At 34.1% G+C, this 20,432-nt stretch carries 15 protein-coding genes; 3 read left to right on the top strand and 12 right to left on the bottom strand.

The genetic code is table 11. The features are described from left to right. The first annotated feature begins 54 nt into the window (after nucleotides 1–54). Entirely contained in the window at nucleotides 55–1,095 is a 1,041-nt protein-coding gene (locus DFQ03_RS15495) for an endonuclease/exonuclease/phosphatase family protein (protein WP_133674154.1), read from the top strand. A 57-nt stretch (nucleotides 1,096–1,152) separates the two neighbouring features. On the opposite strand, the gene DFQ03_RS15500 is transcribed toward DFQ03_RS15495, so the two are convergent. The 8 genes from DFQ03_RS15500 to uvrC form a co-directional block, all read right to left on the bottom strand. Next, the gene (locus DFQ03_RS15500; protein ID WP_133674155.1) at nucleotides 1,153–1,593 is read right to left on the bottom strand and encodes a hypothetical protein; all 441 of its coding nucleotides are present in this window, start codon (nucleotides 1,591–1,593) and stop codon (nucleotides 1,153–1,155) included. Between the two features lie 94 nt (nucleotides 1,594–1,687). Further along, the gene (locus DFQ03_RS15505) at nucleotides 1,688–4,396 is read right to left on the bottom strand and encodes a TonB-dependent receptor (RefSeq protein ID WP_133674156.1); all 2,709 of its coding nucleotides are present in this window, start codon (nucleotides 4,394–4,396) and stop codon (nucleotides 1,688–1,690) included. Between the two features lie 171 nt (nucleotides 4,397–4,567). After that, nucleotides 4,568–6,205 carry a glucose-6-phosphate isomerase gene (gene pgi / locus DFQ03_RS15510; protein ID WP_133674157.1) on the bottom strand — a complete coding sequence of 546 codons (1,638 nt, stop codon included), beginning with the start codon at nucleotides 6,203–6,205 and terminating at the stop codon, nucleotides 4,568–4,570. Beyond that, nucleotides 6,192–7,487, bottom strand: a complete 1,296-nt coding sequence (locus DFQ03_RS15515) for a M23 family metallopeptidase (RefSeq protein WP_133674158.1) — start codon at nucleotides 7,485–7,487, stop codon at nucleotides 6,192–6,194. The genes pgi and DFQ03_RS15515 overlap by 14 nt, the downstream gene beginning before the upstream one ends. Next, complete coding sequence (locus DFQ03_RS15520; protein ID WP_133674159.1) at nucleotides 7,487–8,458, bottom strand: tryptophan 2,3-dioxygenase family protein; 972 nt, start codon at nucleotides 8,456–8,458, stop codon at nucleotides 7,487–7,489. Before DFQ03_RS15520 ends, DFQ03_RS15515 begins: the two co-directional genes overlap by 1 nt. Nucleotides 8,459–8,465: 7 nt before the next feature. Next, on the bottom strand, nucleotides 8,466–9,245 hold the full coding sequence (locus DFQ03_RS15525; protein ID WP_133674160.1) for a DUF3108 domain-containing protein: 780 nt from the start codon (nucleotides 9,243–9,245) through the stop codon (nucleotides 8,466–8,468). Nucleotides 9,246–9,604: 359 nt separating this feature from the next. Further along, nucleotides 9,605–11,896: a patatin-like phospholipase family protein gene (locus DFQ03_RS15530; RefSeq protein ID WP_166637483.1), complete on the bottom strand. Its 2,292-nt coding sequence runs from the start codon at nucleotides 11,894–11,896 to the stop codon at nucleotides 9,605–9,607. Next, nucleotides 11,874–13,667, bottom strand: a complete 1,794-nt coding sequence (gene uvrC / locus DFQ03_RS15535; protein ID WP_133674161.1) for an excinuclease ABC subunit UvrC — start codon at nucleotides 13,665–13,667, stop codon at nucleotides 11,874–11,876. The genes DFQ03_RS15530 and uvrC overlap by 23 nt, the downstream gene beginning before the upstream one ends. A 489-nt stretch (nucleotides 13,668–14,156) precedes the next feature. Between uvrC and DFQ03_RS15540 the strand changes: the two genes are divergently transcribed. Next, the gene (locus DFQ03_RS15540; RefSeq protein ID WP_133674162.1) at nucleotides 14,157–14,726 is read left to right on the top strand and encodes a 5-formyltetrahydrofolate cyclo-ligase; all 570 of its coding nucleotides are present in this window, start codon (nucleotides 14,157–14,159) and stop codon (nucleotides 14,724–14,726) included. On the opposite strand, the gene DFQ03_RS15545 is transcribed toward DFQ03_RS15540, so the two are convergent. The 4 genes from DFQ03_RS15545 to ileS all read right to left on the bottom strand — a co-directional run bounded on the left by DFQ03_RS15545 (nucleotide 14,705) and on the right by ileS (nucleotide 19,855). Beyond that, nucleotides 14,705–15,376: a lipoprotein signal peptidase gene (locus DFQ03_RS15545; protein ID WP_133674163.1), complete on the bottom strand. Its 672-nt coding sequence runs from the start codon at nucleotides 15,374–15,376 to the stop codon at nucleotides 14,705–14,707. The genes DFQ03_RS15540 and DFQ03_RS15545 overlap by 22 nt on opposite strands. A gap of 33 nt (nucleotides 15,377–15,409) precedes the next feature. Next, complete coding sequence (locus DFQ03_RS15550) at nucleotides 15,410–15,967, bottom strand: DUF4097 family beta strand repeat-containing protein (protein WP_133674164.1); 558 nt, start codon at nucleotides 15,965–15,967, stop codon at nucleotides 15,410–15,412. A gap of 102 nt (nucleotides 15,968–16,069) precedes the next feature. Continuing rightward, entirely contained in the window at nucleotides 16,070–16,453 is a 384-nt protein-coding gene (locus DFQ03_RS15555) for a TraR/DksA family transcriptional regulator (protein ID WP_133674165.1), read from the bottom strand. A 3-nt stretch (nucleotides 16,454–16,456) separates the two neighbouring features. After that, nucleotides 16,457–19,855, bottom strand: coding sequence for an isoleucine--tRNA ligase (ileS, locus tag DFQ03_RS15560; RefSeq protein ID WP_133674166.1), 3,399 nt, complete (start codon nucleotides 19,853–19,855; stop codon nucleotides 16,457–16,459). A 187-nt stretch (nucleotides 19,856–20,042) separates the two neighbouring features. Here ileS and DFQ03_RS15565 point away from each other — a divergent pair, with 187 nt between their 5' ends. Beyond that, nucleotides 20,043–20,414, top strand: a complete 372-nt coding sequence (locus DFQ03_RS15565; RefSeq protein ID WP_133674167.1) for a hypothetical protein — start codon at nucleotides 20,043–20,045, stop codon at nucleotides 20,412–20,414. The last annotated feature ends 18 nt before the right edge of the window (nucleotides 20,415–20,432 follow it).

Raw genomic sequence — 20,432 nt, forward strand, 5'->3', positions numbered from 1 at the left:
TTAACGCGAAAATTCCGTATACTAGCTGATAATAAAGACAAAATACTCTCTACAATGCGAATATCGCTTATCGTTTTCTTATTTTTTCCTTTCTTGATTTTCTCTCAAAAAGCTGATACCTATCAAATTAGAACAGTTGCATTTTATAATCTTGAGAATTTATTTGATACTAAAAATGACACCCTAATTTTTGATGACGATAGAACTCCCGAAGGAAAAGACAATTGGACAGAGGAACGCTATCTGAAGAAATTAGAAAATATGTCGAAGGTTATTTCTAAAATTGGCTCTACCGATAACAAAACGACACCAGACATAATTGGCGTATGCGAAATAGAAAACTTAGGTGTACTTGAAGATTTAGTACATCATAAAAACTTATCTAAGTTCAATTACGGAATAGTACATTTCGACTCACCCGATGAACGTGGCATTGACGTTGCGCTACTTTATAAGAAAAATGCTTTTGTACCAGTTAATTTTAATAGTCATAGATTACTCCTTTTTAATCTTGATGGAAAACGAGATTACACCAGAGACCAACTTATCGTAGAAGGATTATTAGATAATGAAAAGATATACTTTATGGTAAACCACTGGCCCTCTAGAAGTGGTGGGGAGGCTAGAAGTAGACCTTTTAGATTAGAAGCAGCCAAACTAAATAAACGTATTATAGATTCTGTTCAAAGACAAGACGCCAATGCAAAAATTATTAGTATGGGAGATTTCAACGATGACCCAATAGATCCAAGTTTTAAAAAAATATTACAGGTTGAAAAAAACAATAAGAATTTGGACTCATTAAGTCTTTACGGACCAATGGAAAAACTATATAAAAAAGGAAGAGGTTCTTTGGCCTATCGAGATAAATGGAATTTGTTCGACCAACTATATATGACATCAACTCTTATAGATAATAAAAGAGAAAGTTACAGTTACTGGAAGGTTGGTATATTCACCCCAGAATATTTAATGGACCCAAAGGGGAAATATAAAGGTTACCCATTACGGACTTATGCTGGTGGAAGTTATATTGGCGGTTATAGCGACCATTTTCCTGTATACCTGCATCTAATTAAAAAGGTTAACCCATAAAAAAGACCCTATTATATTAATATTAGGGTCTTAGTAATACTTTTAAATATTTCAATATTAGTTAAACCACTGTCCCCAAGGAATTCTACTTAAGATAAGCAGCAATCCAATACTATAGAAAATAGCAATGCTTTTGAATTTTTTAGCCCCGTCAACAAATTTCTTATGTCTTGACCAACCTATGGTAATAGCAACAATAGCCAAAATATTAATGAAGGGATGCTCTACTGCCAATAAACGCGCAGCAGAAGTTAAACCACCCATGCCGAACTCTTGTATTGCGCTCATTCCACTTGGAGATACGAAATAAAGAATTAGTCCGATCAATAATTGAATATGACATAAAATAAGAGCAAATAGACTTAGTCTAAGGTCTTTTCCCATATTAAAGATTCGTTTGCCTACAAGTCCTGAAATGGCATTAATAACCGCTAATATCAATACTGCCAATGCTATATAGGCCAAGTATGAATGTAGCATGTGAATCGTTTCGTACATAGTTCTAATTTTAAGTTTTAAATGTAATGAATTTTGAGCATAAAAAACCCCGACTATGCAGTCAGGGTTTAAAATTTATTATTCTCTAATTAATTTAGAAGTTGAATCTAGCACTTAAGTTCCAAGTAGTACCGAAACCAAAGAACACACGATTACTTGTATTAACACCATCGTAAGTATCATCACCAGGCTGAGCAAAGATATTAGTATCAGACTCTGCAATATAGGTTGTATCAAACAGGTTGTTTACATTTAACCTAAAGCTTAAATTTTTATCATCAAAAGGGATGTTATATGTTGCACCTGCATCGGCAAGACCGAAAGAAGGTAGCTTTAAAGCACCATCAGGACCTACATCTGTGGCGTCAAATTGAGCATATAAATTACCTGCAAAACGATATCCAAAATCAACATTTAGGTTATTAACTACATTATAATCGGCACCTAAGAAAGCAGTGAACTGAGCCGCATCACCAACCTTAACCCCGTCTAAAGCTAACGTTTCTACTTGTTCAACACCATCTATAACAATAGGTGCTTGATCGTTATCAAAATAAGTAGCGGTAACATCATCTTTATATTCCCAGTTACCAATAGACATCATACCTGTTAATGCAAATTTGTCACTAGCCTGAAATCTACCATCAAACTCAATACCTGTGTGAACCTGAGTAATGCCTAAAATATTAGCGGTACCACGAATCTCATCTGGTTGACCAAAATTAAAAGTTGCTCCTGTTGACTCAAATCTATCTTTCCAACTTGTATAGTATAAATTTACATTTGCTCTAAATTTTGAGCTTCTGTAGCCATATCCTAATTCAAAACCAGTAATTTTTTCATTAGTTAAATTAGGATTCAAGTTGTTTCCAAAATTGATATAAACTGCATCAAATAATGGTTGTTTTGAATAATAGCCTGCATTAGCAAAGAAATTATTTTTGGCATCTACGTTCCAGTTTACTCCACCTTTAACATTACCACCAAGAATATTTTCAAAATCAGTTTTTGCTGCTGGCACTTCATTAAAGAATTCTTCTCTAGCAAAACCTTGATTTGATAATGCACCTTGTACGAAACCAGTTATATCTTCAGTAAAATTATATTCAACTTGACCAAAAACACCTAGCCAATTTACTAAACCAGTATTGTAGTAATCAATTTTTTCCTCATCATCAATATTACCAAATACCCACCAAGGTTGATTTGCATTATAGGTTTCAGAGAATAATTGATTAGGATTATTTCTATTATCTGTTTCTTGATAAACATCTCCACCTAAACGATCATTAACTCTTCTATAATGGTAACCTGTATATTTTCTAAGATCAACACCAAAATCTATAGTTAAATCCTCAGATATACGATTGTTGAAGTTCGCTAAAATTCCATACCAGTTATGAGAATTTACAGAAGCTCTTCTAGAAATACCATTGGTATTATTTTCGTTAGCATTTTGATCACTATTATTCACATACTGACCATTGATTTGTTCTCTTGGAGTAGCACTAAAATCTGATACCAATTGACCACTGTTGTATGCAACGATATCATCTACTCTTATTAGACCATCAGCGGTTCTAGGAAGAGCAAATTGCCTACTTCCGTTGATTTCGCCAATTTCTCCAGTTCCACCTCCACGACCAAATGAGGCGTAAGTTGAAGTTTGCAGCGTGGTTTTTTCACTTAAATTCCAATCCCAATTTAAACTGATAACCGGTTTATGATAAAAATTGCGACGAAAGCTATACTCTTCACCATTTCTATACCCCCAATCTTCATTATACCTTCTATTTGGTTCACCATCGCCTTCACCGTAAAGAATTTGATTTTCAAGTGAAGTGGCTCTACTTCTCTGATGATGCCATTGAGGCGCTCCAGTAACCATAAATTCAAAACTATGATCACCTTTTGTATAACCTAAGCCCATAAAGAAATTATATCCTTCAAATTTAGTACCATCGGCATACATGCTACCACCAGTTCTACTAATCAACATTGACGCAGAAAAACCATTATCCAACAATCCAGATGAATAAGAAGCCAATGTTTTAACGTAACCATCATTTCCAACAGTTGCTCCGATTGCACCACCTTCAGCATTTAAAGATGTCTTTGTAACCACATTAATGGTACCACCAACAGATGATACTGCTAATTTAGAAGAACCTAAACCTCTTTGAACTTGAATTGCAGATGTTACATCTGAAAGACCTGCCCAGTTACTCCAATAAACCTGACCGTTTTCCATATCATTAACTGGCACACCGTTTATCATTACCGCAGAATTGTTAGTATCAAAACCACGAATATTAACACGAGCATCTCCAAATCCACCACCAGATTTAGTAGCGTATATTGACGGTGTAGTATTCAACAATTCTGGAAATTCTTGTGAACCCAATTTTAATTGAATCTCTTCTGCCTTAATTGTAGAAACCGCAACAGGAGTCTTACGATCCTTAGCAATATCCTGAACACCAACTACAACAACGCCTTCTAATTCCTCAGCATTAGGTTCCAATACAATTGAACCAATGCTACCAGTTGAAGTAAAAACAATTTGTTTTGAATTGAAGCCGATGTAAGAAACTACTAAAGTTCCAGATTCAGAACTTGTATTAATTGTAAAGTTACCATCAAAATCGGTTGATGTTCCATTTGTTGTTCCCTTTACCATTACTGTAGCACCTGGCAACGGAGTATTTGAATCGCCATCTAATACAGTACCAGTAATAGATCCTTGTGAAAAAGCAGTTACGGTCATTAAAAATGCCGCTAAAGCAAAATACATTTTTTTCATTTTCTTCGAGTATTTGTTAGTTTTTTAACTTGCTGCAAAAGTCCTTTATTTTTAAACCTCCAACGTTAAGAGAACGTTAAATCAGCAAGACAAAAATACCTAAAAACCAAACACAATTTATGTGAGAATGAAATAGTTATACTTTTAAGATGAACTTTATTGTTTTTATAATTATTTCTTAAAATATTGCAAAAGTCTCAATGTAGAGCTGTCGTGATCAGAAATATCTAAATTGATAATATCATCAAGAATAGTCCCAGCAAGCTGTTTCCCTAATTCCACACCCCATTGGTCAAAACTAAAAATGTTCCAAATCACTCCTTGAACAAAAATCTTATGCTCATAAAGTGCTATCAACGCACCTAAACTTTTAGGCGTAAGCTTTTCCATTAAAATAGTATTAGTAGGCTTATTACCTGAAAATACTTTGAAAGGTGCTAGCTTATCAATTTCAGATTCTGATAAATATTTGGTTTTTAATTCAGTAACTACTTCTTCTTTAGTTTTACCATTCATTAAAGCCTCGGTCTGCGCGAAATAATTTGCCATCAATTTATTATGATGGTCCTTATCGCCATGTAAAGAATGTTTAAAACCTATAAAATCAGTCGGTATTAACTTAGTACCTTGATGTATTAATTGAAAAAAGGCATGTTGCGAATTTGTACCTGGTTCTCCCCATATAATAGTGCCTGTTTCATAGCCAACAGTATTGCCTGCTCTATCTACACTTTTACCATTACTTTCCATGATACCTTGTTGTAAATACGCGGAAAATCTACTTAAATACTGCGCATAAGGTATTATTGCCTCTGTCTCAGCACCATAAAAATTATTATACCATACACTTAGTAATGCCATTACCACGGGAATGTTCTCTGAAAATTCAGTCTCCTTAAAATGTATATCAGTATCGTTAGCCCCTTGTAATAGTGCATCAAAATTATCATAACCAACGGCCAAGGCAATTGTTAACCCTACCGCACTCCATAAAGAGAATCTACCGCCAACCCAATCCCACATTGGGAATACGTTTGCAGCATCAATACCGAACTCGGCTATCTTTTCACTATTAGTAGATACTGCAGCAAAGTGCTTTGCAATGTCTTCTTGTGTTCCATGGTTTAAAAACCACTTCTTAATGGTAGTCGCGTTACTTAACGTTTCTTGTGTTGTAAAGGTTTTAGAAACTACTACGAACAGCGTTGTCTCAGGATCTAATGTCTTTAAAACTTCATGAACATGATCACCATCTACATTACTAACAAAATGAATAGATAAATGATTCTTATAAAACTTTAAAGCTTCAGTCACCATTGCCGGACCTAAATCTGAACCACCAATACCTATATTAACTACATCGGTAAATGCTTTACCGGTATACCCTTTTAAATCTCCATTAATTACTGAATCGGTAAATTCTTTAATATGTTCTTTTACTTCATAGATTTCTGGCATTACATTTTCACCATCAACCAACACCACATCATCTTTTTTGGCACGAAGCGCTGTGTGCAGAACAGCTCTACCTTCTGTTTCATTGATTAAATCTCCACCAAAATAATCTTTGATAGCACCTTTAAGATTTACCTCATCAGCCAACTTAAACAACATTTGCATAGTCTCTTCAGAGATTCTGTTCTTCGAATAGTCGAACAAGAAATCATTCCACTGTAACGTAAATTTTTCAGCTCTTTTCACATCCGAAGAAAACAAACTTCTTAGGTGTGTACCTTTTGTTTCCTCGTAATGAGCCGTTAATTTCTTCCAAATATCAGTTTGCTGTGGGTTTATTTTATTTAGTGCCATTTTCTTGATTAAGTGTTAGTAAATCCTCGTCGTCTTTTAACAAAACTTTAGGATAGATTATGCAATCTAACTGTTCTTTATATGTTGCGATATACGCGAAATATTCTTCTTTCAATGTATCATGCAAAGGTTCTGCCTGCGGAAGTTCTTCTTGTAACGGATCAACTTGTTTTCCATTTTTCCAAAAGCGATAACATACATGAGGTCCACCTGTATTACCGGTCATGCCGATCCAACCAATCACATCTCCTTGACGAACAAACTCACCTTTTTTTACCTTTTGAGCTTTCATATGTAGATACTGTGTTGAGTATGTACCATTATGTCTAATCTTTACGTATTTACCGTTACCACCCCTTCTTGTAGACTCTACAACAGTACCATCGGCAGTAGCCATAATCGGTGTTCCAATCGGTGCTGCATAGTCTGTACCTTTATGCGGACGCAACTTGTAGCCGTAGTATTTAATTCTTCTTTTAAGATTATATCTAGAAGATAACCTGCCATACTCAACGGGCATTCTTAAAAAAGTTCTTCTTAAATTATTTGCATTCTCATCAAAATAATCAACCAGACTTCTTAAGGAGTCATTTTCATAAGCAAAAGCATATATCGGTTTGCCATTATGCTCAAAATAGGCGGCCTCTATAGGTTCTGCACCTGCATATACAGTATCATTTATAAATTTCTCATTATAAATAATTTTGAACTTATCGTTCTTCTGTAATCTTGAGAAATCAATCGTCCATGCATATACATTTGCCAAGTTATGGGTAACGTTATAATCTACGCCTTGCTCTAATATAGCTTCTGATAAACTAGATTCTATTACACCTGAAACTTCTCGTTGAACAAATTTTACCTTGTTCTTATCTTTATAGACGTTTACACTATCGCGCAAATCTACAACCGTATAGTTAATTGGATCGTTCTCATAAATAAAAACCTGTGCTTGAGCGGTAGTATCTTTAGATTGTAGAATGGTATATGGCTTACCCACGCGAATTTTTCGTACATCAAAACTATCTCTAAAATTCTCTGAAATAGCCAATACCTTTGGGTAGTCTACTTTATTCTTCTGCATTAATTCGCCAAAACTATCACCATATTTGATAGTATCTAACTTAACATTGAATTCATCTAAATTAAAACCAAATCTCTCATTCACTTTTGGCACTTCAACGACCTCAACATTTTGAGCCACCTCATTTTTCTTGTTATCGCCGTCTTTGCATGATGCTATAACAGTTAATGCCAATAATACCCCCCAAAACTTCTGCATTATTCTATTTTTGATTTATCTGGATTCAACATATGATCTACCCATTGCTTACCCCAATTATTTAATTCTTGTTCAGTGTATAATTCTGGAAAAAACACAATTTTCTGAAAACTTGGCGGCAGGTATTCTTTCCAATTGGTGCCTCCTGTTGCTTCAATATCACCTGTCTCTTTTCTTAAATACCTATGAGCAGAACCCATATGCATTAGTTGCCAATTAATGTTGGCGTTTACGTCTAGAGTTTTCAATGAATCAACTAAAGTATTGTCTTCTCTTTGCTCTTTGGGTAAACTTAAATATTTATGATATATTGTTGCGTTCTCTACCTGTTTTGCTATTCTTATAAGCCTAGGCGTATAGCGATACTCGAACTGTTTTAAGGTCAATGTTTTTTCTCCTGTAGCTACATCTGTAGCACCTTTTTTCCAATAGATGTGCTCATATAATTCTTCTATCGTAGATTCTGAAGAAAATTGAGCTCTTTCAGAAACATGAACCAAGTTTTCTAAAGGCGTAGCATAAAGTTCAATCATTCTAAATTGTGCAGATTGAAAACCACTTGCCGGTAGTAATGCCATACGATATTGCAAGAACTGTTCACGCTCCATACCCTTAATCATTACACTAAATGAAGATATAAGGACTTTGTAATAGCTATTAACCCTTCTAACCTTTTCTATGAAAAATTCTAAACTGTTACTCTTATCATCTACTAATTGTTTTTGCTCATGCAAAATCAATTTAAAATAGAGCTCGGTAATTTGATGATACATGATGAAAATCTCTTCATCGGGAAAATGTGTTCTTGGAACTTGTAGACTTAATAATGTGTCTAGATGAATATAGTCCCAATAGGTGAGATAACGTTGGTGTAACAACCCATCTAAATAAGAGCTTAGATCTTGCCCTGAATCTTTGTATTTTTCTTCTAGCTTAGAGATTTGGGATTTGATCTTCTCTTTGTCTTCCATTTAGGGTCTAATCCATTATAATTTTAAACTGATGCTTAAGACCATTATACCCATCAATATCTGCTTTTATAGCACCTACGGCTAAATCTGCTTTAATTCTAATAGGAATTCGATTGTCATCGTTCGAAACCCATAATGATAAACTTTCTTGCTCTTTAAATACACGTCCAGATTGAACTAAAGGTCTAAATTTCAAGCATTCTACTTTACCATATTTTGTGTTTACGACTTCTATACCTAAATATTTAAGTTTAAAGTCGAAAATACCATCATCGTCATAAAGCATTTTCAGGGTAATCGCTTTTCCTACTTTAAGGTCTTCTATTTTATAGTTGTTCCTTAAAAAATAAAAAGCGGATATTAAATCCTGTATATTGTTCTCTAATGTAAAATTAAGCTTTTTCTTGTTTTTCTTGTCATTAAGTTCTGCTTTAGATGCGTCATGATCAAAGTTTATTTCAACATCTTTCTTATAACCACCTTCATTAATTTTACGAACGAACCTATATGGTTTGCCATCTTGCTTATCAAAATAACTTTCATAGGTATCGTCTACCTTAAAAAACCAACTGGCTACACCTGTTGTTTCACCATGACCAACTACATGATATACAGATTTATCGTCTATAGTCGCAGAATTTACTTGTAGCGTAGCATAACTTGCATTTAAAAAACCATAATGCATTCTAAACTTCAACCATTCTCCTGTCTTAAAGGCCGACTGTGAACTTTGACCTTGGACACCAAAATATGTTAAGATAAGGGCGAATAAAAATAGTTTTTTCATAGTCCGTATTTTAAAGCAAAAATAGTCATAGATAATACGCTATAACTTTCATTACAATATCTTAAACAAAATTTATTCCAAAGTATTGTTGTATAAAAAAAGCCCAGCTTAAAAACTGGGCTTTTCCTAAATAACCAACCAAACTTTAAATTATGAAAAACCACTACTTAAAGTTGTAAGGGAACCACCCCTTAGCTGGTGTAAATTTAAGGCACATTATTCTACCCATGGTACTGTTTAACTTACTTTAATGATAACCTTAACAGTTATTCACACTTCTAATTAATATTTGGGAAACTATTAAGAAAAGAAGCCCTTTTAGGTCCCTTTTTCTATTTGAATATTTGATTTTACCAGAATTAAAACCAGTAACCTACACTTACAAAAAATTGTGATTTGTCAATTTCAGGAGTCCAAGAATACATTAGGTTGATTGGACCCAAAAAAGACTCCCAACCAAAACCAATTCCATAACCTGAATATGTAGGCGCCTTAAACCAATCTCCTGTTCTAAAAATATCATCATCTACATTTGCAAAATTTGCAGTGAACAAAGCATGGTTCTTTTTGGCAAATTCATAATCCAACCTCGCATATGCTTTTACATAACTGTTGCCTGGCAGACTAATAAAGTCATACCCAATGAATGGGACAAAATTATTTATGAAATCTGTACCATAACCTCCGAGAAGAAAATCAAAAGAGGTAACATTAGAAGTCCCTAATTTAAATCCACCTTCTGTTTCTAAATTAACAGAAAGATTCTTAATCAAGGGCATTGCCATACCCATACGAGCTTTGGAAATAGAAAAATCTTTAAAATTATTATTGTAATCTGAAGACAATACATAATAATGCATATCGCCATTGAAATAAAGCCCTCTAGACGGAAAATATTTATCGTCGTACGTATCTAATTTCAATGATCCAAACGCGCTTATATAATTACTTCTTTCAAAATATGTTCTACCATTGCTAGCTGTAGTACCCGGCGTAACAACACCAGGAGTATCACCAAAGGTTCTAGTGCTATATTGCAAATGTTTAAATTCTCCACCGAGGGTAAACGCAAACTCTTCTTTGACTACTGTTTGTATATATAGTTGATTTGTAAAGTCAGACACGTTTAAATTAATTCTATTAAGTGTCGTTTCTGTCCCTACTTCAAAATTATCCTCTATTAAACCGAAATTAATTTCTTGCTCAAAATCATTAAATCTAGAATTTATCCCAAAACTCCAATAGGATCCTTTATCCAAATAATATTCAAAATTATATCTGATATTATCACCCAAAATAAGATCAAGAGATGCCACATCATCTTTTGAAAAAATTCTACGTTTTGTAAGATTTATTAGAGCAGCACTTTTATACAAATCATCAAAATGTGCCCCTAACCTCAAAAAGGACGTATTTCTTGTTTCATCTAAAGGCAGAATCAAATCTTCCCCACCATTAAAATTATCAAGCAATTTATATTTGATGGTTCTAAAATTACCTGTTGCAGATAAATTACTAATACCTTGTTGCAATTTTTTGAAGTCAATTGGCTCATCTAAATTAAATCGCAACTTACCTTTTACATAACCTCTAGTATGAACAGTATTACCATCAATTAACAACCTATTTATTGTAAGCTTTTCATCTGCCTCAATTACAGAAATTGAATTTTTACTCTTCTTATAACCAGTTGCAAGCTCACTTAGCTCGTTAATTTTTAAATTTGCAGCGTCTTCACCAGTTTTAATAATTTCGCTCAAGCTATTGAAGTCTAATACGGAGTACTCTTCTATATTTGGCTTAATATAAATATCGGTCTTTTTAGACTTAATTTCCATATCTGCCACTGTACGGTAATTATTAATTTGCAATAATATTTCAGTTGCAGACAACAACGCTTCCCTGTCAGATAAATCATGCTGAACATCTACCCCGATTATAATATCGGCGCCCATTGCCCTAACCTCGTCGATTGGGTAATTATTAACCACACCACCATCTATCAATACTTTATCATTAATGACTGTAGGCTCAAAAAGAGATGGCAATGTTCCACTGGCCAATATAGCCTCTGGTAGATATCCTGAATTTAAAATTACTTGTTTACCTGTTTCAATATCGGTCGCTATGCAGACAAACGGAGTTGGCAACATATTAAAATCATCTATATCTTTTACATGATATAATAACCGAACAAACTCATTATATATATTCTGCCCGCCCGAAAATGCAGGAGGTACCGTAACTTTAAAATTCTTGAACGGCAATGTTAGTGCATACCGCTCCGAATCTTCTTTTTCATAAAAGGTTTTAGCGCTACGGGGTAAATTGTCTTGAATTAACGACCCAATATTTGTAGCTTTAAAAATAGAATCTAACTCGTTTGCAGTGTAACCTGCTGCGTATAGCGCACCAACTATGGCACCCATACTAGAACCACCTATATAGTCGATTTCAACACCGGTCTCTTCGATAACTTTCAACGCACCTATGTGCGCCATGCCTTTTGCACCGCCGCCACTTAACACTAACCCTATTTTAGGCTTATTCTTTTTCTCTTTATTTTGAGCAATCAAAGAACCAGCACTTATTAAAAGTACCGACAACACCATTGGTATTCTACCTAAATTAATCTTTACGAAAAGATTCATATATCTTTTTTGCTTTTGAAGCACCCACTTCTTCACTTAAACTCTCTACAGAAGCTTCTTTAATTCGTTTTACCGATTTAAATTTCTTTAATAATTGCTGCGCAGTTTTTTCGCCAACACCATCTATACCTTCCAATTCAGAATTAATAGCTCCTTTACTTCTTTTATTTCTATGAAATGTTATCCCAAATCTATGGGCTTCATTCCGTAAGTATTGAATTATTTTAAGACTTTCAGATTTCTTATCTAAATACAAAGGTATAGGGTCTTCTGGAAAATAAATCTCCTCTAATCGTTTTGCTATACCTATGATAGCAATTTTACCTCTTAACCCTAATAAATCTAAACTTTTTAAAGCCGAAGATAATTGACCCTTTCCACCATCAATGACAATTAACTGAGGCAATGGTTGCATTTCTTCTTGTAATCTTTTATACCTACGGTACACGACTTCTTCCATTGATGCAAAATCATCTGGACCAGTTACTGTTTTAATATTATAATGTCTATACTCTTTTTTAGATGGTTTTCCATCTCTAAATACCACACATGCCGCTACAGGATTGCTACCTTGAATATTACTATTATCAAAACACTCTATATGTCTAGGTTCGGCAGATAACCTAATATCTTTTTTCATTTGCGCCATTATCCTATTGGTATGACGATCTGGATCAATGATTTTAATTTGATTAAATCGTTCTTGCCTAAAGAATTTAGCATTACGCTCAGACAAATCTAAAATTCGCTTTTTATCTCCCAATTTTGGGACAGTTACTTTTAACCCTGGCGATACGGCTATATTAAAAGGTACGTAAAGCTCCTTTGAATCTGACTTAAAGCGATCTCTTATTTCAACTATAGCCAATTCTAAAAGATCTTCATCTTTCTCTTCAAGCTTCTTCTTAATCTCCATTGTATGAGACCTTATTATTGATCCATGTGCCAGCTGAAGAAAATTTACATAGGCGAAAGCATTGTCTGAAATTATACTGAATACATCAACATTACTGATCTTCGGGTTTACAATAGTGGATTTCACCTGATAGTTTTCTAAAACATCTATCTTATCCTTTATTTCTTGCGCTTCTTCAAACCTCATTTCTTCTGCCAATGCTTTCATCTGACTTTTGAAATAGGTGATCGATGATTTAAAATTACCTTTTACAATCTCACGTATATCATCTATTTGACGATCATATTCATTTATAGATTGATATCCTTCACATGGTCCTTTACAATTGCCTAAGTGATATTCTAAACACACTTTATATTTACCCGCATTAATTTTCTCTGCCGACAAATCATAATTACATGTTCTTAACGGATAAACACTTTTAATCAAATCTAAAAGCACTCTTACCGTTTTCATACTTGTATACGGACCAAAATATTCAGAACCATCTTTGATGACTCTTCGGGTTGGAAAAAACCTAGGAAACCTTTCGTTCTTAAGACACAGCCATGGGTATGACTTATCGTCCTTTAACAACACGTTATACCTCGGTCTTAATTCCTTTATTAAGTTGTTCTCCAGTAAAAGGGCATCTGACTCAGTTGGCACAACTATATGCTTTATAGCTCGAATCTTTTTGACTAAAACTCGGGTTTTACCATACTCATGATTCTTATTGAAATATGAAGAAACTCGCTTCTTTAAGTTCTTTGCCTTACCTACATATAGAATGCTGTCATTACTGTCATAAAACTGATACACCCCCGGATCGGTAGGCAAAGCACTTAGCTGTATATTCAAGGGGATTTCCGTCATAATTCAATGCTACTAAATTAATATATAAAAGCCATTTCGAATTACTCCATTCTAGATAATTATAATTACAATCATTTTTGAACAATTATGAATATCATATTATTATGGTCTATAATTTTTCTAATAAATAATTTTATGATATTCAAATTATAACATCGATAATTCCAAAATACATATATGTATTTAAATATTTGATTTTCAATTAATTAACCATTCCTATGTTATTTTGTATAAATGAAACTGTTAATTTTTTTGTAAAAAAGTGCATTTCAACGATAAAAAAGTGCATTTCAAAGAGCTAATATTAATTATTTTACCTATTTTTAACGCAACAACAACAATTATTGGCTCATTTACAAAACAAATTTTATGGATAGTTATATCATCACTTTAGGAACATACCTTATTTTAATGTTATTTTTCAAGGTATTTTTTGCTGTTGCAGGTAAAGAATAATATGAAATATCATTGTGCTAAAATCACTTCATTATGTTGAAGAAAGATTTACGCATAAAATATTCAAAGCTACGTAGTTCCCTTACATCGTCTCAAATATCTTCTCAAAGTATAGCAATTGCCAATTCAGTTTTACAATTGCCCATATGGAGTAATTCATATTTTCACATTTTTATACCTATTGAACAAAAGGCTGAAATCAACACAGAAGGTATCATCTCGATACTTCTTGGTTTAGATAAAAATGTTATCGTTCCGAAAATTAAATCTTCTACCGAATTAGAACATTATCTACTTACCGATAACACAAAATTTACTACAAACAGTCTAAATATACCCGAACCTATTGACGGCATTACTATTGAACCTAAAAAATTGGATGTTGTTTTTATTCCACTTTTAGCGTTTGATGAGCTAGGGAATAGAATAGGCTATGGAAAAGGATATTATGACCGATTTCTAAGTGATTGTAAAGAAGACGTGATAAAAATCGGTTTATCTTTCTTTGAAGCTGAACATTGTATCGATGATGTTGACGCCACAGATATACCTCTTGATTATTGCGTTACACCTATTAAAACCTATTCCTTTAAAACATCCTGATTTTGTAGATGCTCACTCTCTTGATTTGGCGTTTCTTCTTCTCTATTAAATGCTCTTTTATTAAAAACTAGTAATATACCCACACCTGTACTTATTGCTGTATCTGCAATATTAAAAACAGGTTCAAAGAATCTAAAATTCTGTCCGCCTACCATTGGCATCCAAGTGGGCCAGGTAGAATCTACCATTGGAAAGTACAACATATCTACTACCTTACCATAAAATAATTTACCATAAGGCTCATCAGAAAATAGCGTTGCTACTTCATTATAACTTTCATTAAAAATAGCGCCGTAAAAAACGGAGTCCAATATATTACCTAATGCTCCGGCAAAAATTAATGAAACAGCCCAAATTAATGTGTTCGATGCCTTTTTCTTAATGACATCTAATAACCAATACCCTATACCAAAAATGGCAAATAATCTAAATACCGTTAATACCAATTTTCCGATATTATCAGAAATAGGCAATACATCACTTAGTTTTGCTCCCCAAGCCGCACCCTCATTTTCAATGAATAGAATTTTAAACCAGTTAAATACCTCAACCGACTCACCCAAAACAAAATGGGTCTTTATATAAATCTTACTCCATTGATCAATAATTAATATCAACAGAATAAATAGTACAGATTTTTTAATGTTCATGGGCTTTCATCAATGAGCGCAAAAATATAAATATTATTCGGTTTTAGTGAGATCAATATTCCCTGTAATGGTTTCTAACTTAAATAACGAATTTCCTTCTGGTATTATATTCTCAGAAACCTTTCCATACTTACTAGTAGCGTCAATACTAGCTGCTGTTGAATAGACCTCTATACTACCACTTTGAGATTTTATTTCAGCTTGAGCTACTATATCATTCAGTACACAAGTACCATCCGATAATGATACATGTATTTTATTATACTCGCCATCTAGAACTACCCTAGCATTTGTACCATAGATTTCTAGGTTTTTATAAGAAGGGACTATCAATTTCAATAAAATCGAAACTACTTTATGTGCACTTAATTTATCATTAGGATTCTCAAAATTCGGAGTAAAGCCTGTTTCAACCATAATCGTAGAACCATTAGTTGAGACTTCTAAATCTAAGTCTTGGCTATATTCGCCCTCCATTTCTGCAACAATGCTAATTTCATTACTCTTGTTCGTTTGTACTTCAATAACAAAGCAGTTAGTAGCATCTACCTGAATTAAACTGATATGATCTGCCAAAATATTCTTATACATCTTCTTTTGAGCAGTAAGCCCAACAGAGAGTAAAAGAACGAAACATAACAGGGAAACTTTCAAAATAAAAGTTATTAAAAAACGCCCCTTAAGGCGTTTTAATTATGACTGCATATTTTTAGCTTCAATACTTAATGTAGCATGTGGCACAAGTTTTAATCGCTCTTTATTGATTAATTTACCTGTAACACGACATATACCAAAGGTCTTATTCTCTATACGTAATAAAGCATTCTTAAGGTCACGAATAAACTTTTCTTGCCTAATAGCCAATTGCGTATTCGCCTCTTTGCTCATTGTCTCTGAACCTTCTTCAAATGCCTTAAAGGTGGGCGACGTATCATCGGTACCGTTATTACCATCGTTCATATAAGCACTTTTCAAAAGCTCTAAATGGCTTTTTGCCTTTTCTATCTTCTCTTCGATCAATACTTTGAATTCTGCCAAATCTTTATCAGAATACCTTACTTTTAAATCTTCTGCCATCTCTTAATGTTTTTCAATAAACAATTTAGTGTTCACCTCGTCAAAAGCAATTTCTATGCCTCTGTCCAATTTTTCTACAAAATTTAATTCTGCCGTTAAAGTCTCTGTTTTAATATACTCAATATTATTTTTTACAGCAACTTCAACAAAACCGTCTTTTAATATATCGATTGCAATTTTATCTGTCACCTCAAAACCAGAATCTTTTCTAATATTCTGAATTCTATTGACCAACTCTCTTGCAACTCCTTCATTTCTCAACTCTTCATTGATTGTTACATCTAAGGCAACAGTTAATTTTCCAGAGGTTGCTACCATCCAACCTTCAATATCTTGGGAAGAGATTTCTACATCCTGTAACTGTAAAGTAATACTTTTATTTTCTAATTGGATTGTTAATTCGCCATCCTGCTCAATTTTTTGGATATCGTTCTGGTCAAAACCGTTGACAACTTGAGCAATTTGCTTCATTTCTTTTCCAAATTTCGGACCTAAAGTCTTGAAATTAGGCTTAATACGCTTAACCAATATTCCTGACGCATCATCTAGTAGCTGAATTTCCTTAACATTAACTTCAGATTTAATTAATTCTGATACTGCTTCAATTTCTTCTCTGTCCGTATCATCTAACACCGGAATCATTATTTTCTGTAACGGCTGACGCACTTTTATCTTCTCTTTCTGACGGATTGATAACACCAACGAAGAAATTATTTGCGCTTTCTGCATTTTAACTTCTAAGCTTTTATCAATAAGTGATTCATCTGCAACTGGGAAATCTGCCAAATGCACACTTTCAAAACCATCTTTTACCGTAGCTTTATTCAAATCTAAATACAATTGATCCATGAAAAATGGTGCAATCGGTGCAGATAATTTTGCAACGATATCTAAACATGTATATAAGGTTTGGTACGCCGCAATTTTATCTTGAGCATATTCTCCTTTCCAGAAACGTCTTCTACACAAACGAACATACCAGTTACTTAGGTTCTCTTGAACAAAATCTGATATTGCTCTTGCAGCACGTGTTGGTTCATACTCGTTGTATGCCGTATCTACAGTTTTTATCAATGAATTTAATTCTGATAAAATCCAACGGTCTATTTCTGTACGTTCTGCCATCGGCACATCGGCCTCAGAATAGGTAAACTTATCTAAGTTCGCATATAGTCCGAAAAAGGAATAGGTATTATACAAAGTACCAAAGAACTTGCGTTTTACCTCTGCGATGCCTTCCGTATCGAACTTTAGGTTATCCCAAGGGTTGGCATTACTGATCATATACCATCTTGTAGCATCTGCACCGTGCTCGTTCATCGTTTCAAAAGGATCTACGGCATTGCCTAATCGCTTTGACATTTTCTTACCGTCCTTGTCTAAAACGAGTCCGTTAGAAACTACATTTTTATACGCAACAGAATCAAAAACCATAGTTGCAATTGCGTGTAAGGTATAAAACCAGCCACGTGTTTGATCGACGCCTTCTGCTATGAAATCTGCAGGAAATGTTTTTCCTTCATCTATCAATTCTTTATTTTCAAATGGGTAATGCCATTGAGCATAAGGCATAGAACCACTATCGAACCAAACATCGATTAGATCACTTTCACGCTTCATCGGTTTTCCTGATGCGGATAACAATGTAATCTGATCAACTATATTCTTATGTAAATCTATTTTATCGTAGTTCTCATCAGACATATCGTCAACTACGAAATCTGCATAGATATCTTTTTCCAATACTCCTGCTTCAACCGCTTTTGCCATTTCTGACTTCAACTCTGCAACGGAACCTATGATTATTTCTTCTTTACCGTCTTCTGTTCTCCAGATTGGCAGAGGAATACCCCAATACCTAGACCTAGAAAGGTTCCAATCATTTGCATTTGCCAACCAATTGCCAAATCTACCTTCACCAGTTGCTTTCGGTTTCCAGTTAATAGTTTGGTTCAACTCAAACATTTTATCCTTTACATCGGTCACTTTAATGAACCATGAATCTAACGGATAATATAATATTGGCTTATCTGTACGCCAGCAGTTCGGGTAACTGTGCACATATTTCTCAACCTTAAAAGCTTTATTCTCTTCTTTTAACTTAATGGCAATTTCAACGTCTATAGAACGCTCTGGCGCTTCACCATCTTCATAATATTCGTTCTTAACATACTTACCACCTAATTCTTTTAATTCTGGTCTAAACCTACCTTGCAGATCAACCAGTGGAACCAAGTTTGCATTTTCGTCTAACACTAACATTGGTGGTATTTCAGGAACTGCCTGCTTGGCTACAAAAGCATCGTCCGCACCAAAAGTTGGAGCCGTATGTACGATACCCGTACCATCTTCAGTAGTTACAAAATCACCTGCAATAATTCTAAATGCATTTTCTGCATTTTCATATGGAAGCACATAATCCATTAACTGTTCATAACGAACACCCAATAAATCTTTGCCTTTGAATTCCTTAACTACATAGAAAGGAATTTTTTTATCCCCAGATTTGTACTCCAATAATTCAGATTTCTCTGATACTTCTTTGAACTTACCAGAGAATTGTTTGCCTACCAAATTTTTGGCTAGAACAACATTCATAGGCTCAAAAGTGTACTGATTGTAAGATTCAACTAAAACATAATCTATTTTAGAACCTACGGTCAATGCTGTATTCGATGGTAAGGTCCAAGGGGTAGTCGTCCAAGCTAAAAAGTATACTGTGCCTTCATTCTGTAAGAAATCTGGCAATGTTTCTTCGACAGCTTTAAACTGAGCAGTTACCGTGGTATCAGTCACATCTTGATAAGTACCTGGTTGATTTAGCTCATGAGAACTCAACCCTGTTCCAGCCTTTGGTGAATATGGCTGTATGGTATAACCTTTATAGATTAAATCTTTTGAATATATCTGTTTTAACAACCACCAAACAGTTTCCATGTATTTGGACTTATAGGTAATATACGGATCTTCCATATCTACCCAATACCCAACTTGTTCGGTCATCGAATTCCAAACATCGGTGTATCTCATTACCGCTTTTTTACAAGCAGCATTATATTCTTCAACAGAAATTTTAACTCCGATATCTTCTTTGGTAATACCCAGTTCTTTCTCAACACCCAGTTCAATAGGAAGACCATGAGTGTCCCAACCAGCTTTACGCTTTACTTGAAAACCTTTCATGGTTTTGTATCTTGGGAAGATATCTTTAATGGTTCTAGCCATTACATGATGAATACCCGGCATACCGTTTGCTGACGGCGGACCTTCATAGAATACATAACTTTCTTTACCCTCGCGAGTTGATATACTTTTTTCAAAAATGGCATTCTTTGACCAGTAGTCAAGTATTTCTTCTGCGACCTTTGGTAAATTCAATCCTTGATATTCTGTGAACTTCATACAAAATGCTTATAATACTAGGTTTAAAAGGCTGCAAAATTATAAAATTTTGATCAAAAAGGAGTGTATTGGGTATACTGAAATACCTATAAACCATGTATTAAAGGATTTATTAACACTATAAACATCCAAAAGTTAAATTTCTACGTATATTACAATGAACAATTAACCATTTAAGTTTACACAAATGAAAAAAGTAATTTTAGGATCATTAGCAATTTTAGCACTTAGTATGTCAGTTTCATGTAGAGATGCTGCCGATAAAGCAAAATCTGCAACTGAAGAAGCAGGTGCTGCATTAGAAAATGCTGGTGAAGAATTAAAAGAAGCTGGTAAAGATCTAGAAGAAGCTGGCGAAGGCGCAATGGATGCGGCTAAAGAAGCAAGCGAAAATGCAATGGATGCTGCCGAAGATGCTGCTGAAACAGTAAAAGAAGCCGGTGAAGATACTATGGATGCAGCTAAAGAAGCAGGTAATGACGTAAAAGACGCAGCTAATGATGCAGCTGACAAAGCAGCTCAAACAGCTGAAGATGTAAAAAAGGCGGTTAAACACTAACAATATCCTTTTTTTTAT

The sequence above is a fragment of the Maribacter caenipelagi genome (assembly GCF_004364175.1).
Taxonomy (GTDB): domain Bacteria; phylum Bacteroidota; class Bacteroidia; order Flavobacteriales; family Flavobacteriaceae; genus Maribacter; species Maribacter caenipelagi.

What these genes read in the sequence shown, in the direction of transcription:
- DFQ03_RS15495 (WP_133674154.1), top strand. Translation starts at nt 55, where the DNA reads ATGCGAATATCGCTTATCGTTTTCTTATTTTTTCCTTTCTTGATTTTC.
- DFQ03_RS15500 (WP_133674155.1), bottom strand. Translation starts at nt 1,593, where the DNA reads ATGTACGAAACGATTCACATGCTACATTCATACTTGGCCTATATAGCA.
- DFQ03_RS15505 (WP_133674156.1), bottom strand. Translation starts at nt 4,396, where the DNA reads ATGAAAAAAATGTATTTTGCTTTAGCGGCATTTTTAATGACCGTAACT.
- pgi (WP_133674157.1), bottom strand. Translation starts at nt 6,205, where the DNA reads ATGGCACTAAATAAAATAAACCCACAGCAAACTGATATTTGGAAGAAA.
- DFQ03_RS15515 (WP_133674158.1), bottom strand. Translation starts at nt 7,487, where the DNA reads ATGCAGAAGTTTTGGGGGGTATTATTGGCATTAACTGTTATAGCATCA.
- DFQ03_RS15520 (WP_133674159.1), bottom strand. Translation starts at nt 8,458, where the DNA reads ATGGAAGACAAAGAGAAGATCAAATCCCAAATCTCTAAGCTAGAAGAA.
- DFQ03_RS15525 (WP_133674160.1), bottom strand. Translation starts at nt 9,245, where the DNA reads ATGAAAAAACTATTTTTATTCGCCCTTATCTTAACATATTTTGGTGTC.
- DFQ03_RS15530 (WP_166637483.1), bottom strand. Translation starts at nt 11,896, where the DNA reads ATGAATCTTTTCGTAAAGATTAATTTAGGTAGAATACCAATGGTGTTG.
- uvrC (WP_133674161.1), bottom strand. Translation starts at nt 13,667, where the DNA reads ATGACGGAAATCCCCTTGAATATACAGCTAAGTGCTTTGCCTACCGAT.
- DFQ03_RS15540 (WP_133674162.1), top strand. Translation starts at nt 14,157, where the DNA reads ATGTTGAAGAAAGATTTACGCATAAAATATTCAAAGCTACGTAGTTCC.
- DFQ03_RS15545 (WP_133674163.1), bottom strand. Translation starts at nt 15,376, where the DNA reads ATGAACATTAAAAAATCTGTACTATTTATTCTGTTGATATTAATTATT.
- DFQ03_RS15550 (WP_133674164.1), bottom strand. Translation starts at nt 15,967, where the DNA reads ATGTATAAGAATATTTTGGCAGATCATATCAGTTTAATTCAGGTAGAT.
- DFQ03_RS15555 (WP_133674165.1), bottom strand. Translation starts at nt 16,453, where the DNA reads ATGGCAGAAGATTTAAAAGTAAGGTATTCTGATAAAGATTTGGCAGAA.
- ileS (WP_133674166.1), bottom strand. Translation starts at nt 19,855, where the DNA reads ATGAAGTTCACAGAATATCAAGGATTGAATTTACCAAAGGTCGCAGAA.
- DFQ03_RS15565 (WP_133674167.1), top strand. Translation starts at nt 20,043, where the DNA reads ATGAAAAAAGTAATTTTAGGATCATTAGCAATTTTAGCACTTAGTATG.